This window comes from Apibacter sp. HY039 (assembly GCF_004023655.1).
Classification (GTDB): Bacteria; Bacteroidota; Bacteroidia; order Flavobacteriales; family Weeksellaceae; genus Apibacter; species Apibacter raozihei.
Map to the genome: position 1 here is coordinate 1 of NZ_SAYM01000017.1, position 3551 is coordinate 3551.

1 pseudogene is annotated in these 3551 nt (G+C 49.8%); it reads left to right on the plus strand.

Annotation, left to right across the window (positions count from 1 at the left end):
• Positions 1-54: 54 nt before the first annotated feature.
• Positions 55-3551: pseudogene (locus tag EQ921_RS14695) on the plus strand (hypothetical protein); the annotation flags it as partial.

Genomic DNA, 3551 nt, shown 5'->3' on the forward strand with positions numbered 1-3551 from the left:
TATGATCACCCGGGAGGGAAATGGGTACTATCAAGCGTAGAAATCAATGACGGAATCCAAGATGACGGAAGTAACACCCGAATGGAATACCGTTATAGCAAAGGAAAACATGACCGCCACGAGCGGGAGTTTTTAGGCTTTGGCAAAGTAGAAAGCCTAAGCATAGATACCGAGAACAATAATCAGGTCTATCGCAAGCACGTCCAGGAATACGACGTAAGCAACTACTACCGTGCCGGGAACAGTTTGCGCAGCAGCGTAGAAGATGCCCGGGGGAAACTCTATAGCGAAAGCATCACCCGTTACTACCAGTACGAAGTACGTCAGTCAGGGAAAAACAACTATACCCTAAGCAATACGGATTTATGCGGTGATACCCAGTCTTCATATACCCCGGTACAATACACCCGCAGCACCGTCTACGAAGGACAAAACGAAGGAATGGTAGCCAACGAAAGCTGGTATGCCTACGACACGCAGGACCAATACGGCGAATTAGTACGTTACCGGTACAGTGACAGCGGCAGCTTAGGCGAGCAGGGCAAAGGAAGCTATAACTACGAAACCCGTATCCGTTATACCTCCAACCCGTCTAAAAACATCTACGGATTACCCGTACAAGTACAAGTATACGGCAGCCAGGGAACCCTTTACCGGGAAGTACAGGCGAGCTACGATACCCAATATGCTAACCACCTGACCCAGGTGCGCCAGCGATTAAACGAACAAGGCGAAGAATCCGTAACCGATATCGTTTACGATAAATACGGAAACATCACCCAAAAGACCCTTCCGGGCAACCAGAAAGGCGAACGCTTATGGTATAAATACCGCTACGACCGGGAATACAATATGTACCTGGAGCGCATTGACGATGCCTACGGGTATACCAGTGAGTTGGAGAATTACGATTACCGTTACGGAGTACCACTAAGCACCAAAGACTACAACGGTTACTATATGGCCACGACCCTGGACAACCTGGGAAGAATCCGGACCATTACCGGACCGAACGAAATGGAGCTGGGACTACCGTACACGATCAAATTTGAATATGAGCCCCATGCCGAACTCGCCCAGGATGGCAGCATCCAGCGTCCGGCCTATGCCATAACCCAACACTACGATCCGCAGCACCAAGGCAATGATATAGAAACCATCAGCTTTGTAGACGGAGTAGGACGCGCCCTGCAAGTAAAAAAAGACGGAGTACTTACCCAGACCGATGCCCAGGGCAGTCATCCCGAAGATAAAAAAGTACTGATAGTAAGCGGCAGAAGCAAGCTCGATCCGTACGGACGAGTAGTAGAAAGCTACTATCCGGTCAGCGAAGACCCATCCCAACGGTTAACCTTTAACCGCAGCTTTGATGCCGTAACCCCGACACGAACCCGTTACGACATTCTGGACAGAGCCCTGGAGACAATACTTCCGGACGAAAGTGTGAGCCGTATGAGCTACGGAATCGATACCTCCAGCCGTACCCTGGTTACCACCGTAACCGATGCGCTGGGAGGAAAACAAAGCACCTATACCAACGGCTCAGGACTTACCCTGAAAACCGAGCAATTATCAGGCCCCTCAGGAACCATCACCACAAGCTTCAGTTACGATGCCATTAACCAGCTGCTCACCGTTACCGATACCGAAGGCCAGCAGACCCGCTCGGAATATGACCTGGCAGGTCGCCGCATCCAGGTTCAGCACCCAAGTGCCGGAACCACACAACTAAGCTACGATGCCCTGGGGAATGTTATCAGCCGCCAAAGCTCCAACTTAGCCGCCAGCGGGAAACAGATTAAATACGAGTACCAGTATGCCCGTTTAACGAAGATCCTATATCCCGAGCATCCCGAAAACAACGTTACCTACCACTACGGCGGCAAAAATGCCAAAGAAAACCGGGTAGGACGAGTAGTCTTACAAGAAGATGCCACCGGAGCCCAGGAATTCAAATACGGTCGCTTAGGCGAAGTAACCGAAGTACGCCGTACAGTGATTATCCCCAACCAGGCGATAGCCACCTACGTAACCAAGACCAAATATGACAGTTGGAACCGTATCGAACAAATCATCTATCCCGATGAAGAAAAAGTAGAATACAAATACAACACAGCCGGTCAGTTAGTACAAGTAAAAGGCAGCAAAGCCTACAGCTATAACTACGTAGAGAAAATAGGCTATGACCAATTCGAACAGCGCAACTATTTAAAATACTGCAACGGTTCAGAAACCAGTTACACCTATGATCCACAAAGAAGAAGGCTGAGCCAGCTACAAGTATGGACGCAGTCCCGTAGCAACAGTACCACTCCAAGAACCCAAATCATGGACAACCGCTACACCTACGATGCCGTAAGCAACGTACTAAGCGTAGCCAACCAGGCCCCCTTACCCGGCAATGGGAAGAACCTGCAGGGCGGACAGATGGAGCACCGTTACAGCTACGACGGGCTGTACCGATTAACCGGAGCCAGCGGAACCTATACCGGAGCCGATCAGAAAACGGCCCGTTACCAGTTAACGATGGCCTATGACAACCTTCATAACATCACCCGCAAAACCCAGGACGTAAGCCAGCAGAATTTGGCATTCCAGGGCGGGCTGAACGCCGGATACGATTTGGTGTACAACTATAACCAAAGCAAGAAAAACCAGATAGAGCAACTGGACGACACGAACTATCGCACCGAAGAGAAACAAGAAGAAGAAAAACGCGAGCAGAAGAAAGCGTACCAGTACGATGCCAACGGGAACCTGGTGTACGTGAACACCCGTTTAAAAAAACAAGACCAGAGCGAAAGCGACAAGACCAATGAGCGCAAGCTTCTGTGGGATGAAGAGAACCGCCTGCGCGCCCTGGATGACAACGGATACGTAAGTAACTACTGGTATGATGCCAGCGGCGAGCGAGTAATCAAAACCAGTGGCGAGAGCGAGCAGGTATATGTAAACTCACTCTTTGCCGGAGGAGTTACCCAGACTAACCGCTTCAGTGCCTACATCAACCCGTATATGGTCGTAGCCGCCGGAGGCAAATACACCAAACACTACTACATAGGCAGTCAGCGGGTAGTAAGTAAGCTCGGCGATCTGGAAAGCTTCGGAGCCGACCCCAGAAGAATTGAATATGCAGGAGCCACCCTGGACGGGATAAAAATAGACTGGAAAGGCAAGTACCAGCAGAGTCTGCAAGACATCCGCAGCAACTATGCCCACTTTGAAGTACCCTATAACGGGAAAGACAATGACGACTATGTGAACGGACAAGGCTTCTGCTGTAGCGATGACCAGAGCACCAGCAAGCAAAGCAGCAGCAAAGCCACCGCAGGCACAGAACCCGTGAACTACGAAAAGCTGCAGTATTACTACCATGCCGACCATTTGGGAAGCAGCAGTTATATCACCAGTTTAGACGGCGATATCGTACAACACGTAGAATATGTACCTTTTGGCGAGGTTTTTGTGGAAGAACGTAATAACAGTTGGAATACCCCTTACTTATTTAACGGTAAGGAGTTGGATGAGGAAACAGGTCTTTATTATTACGG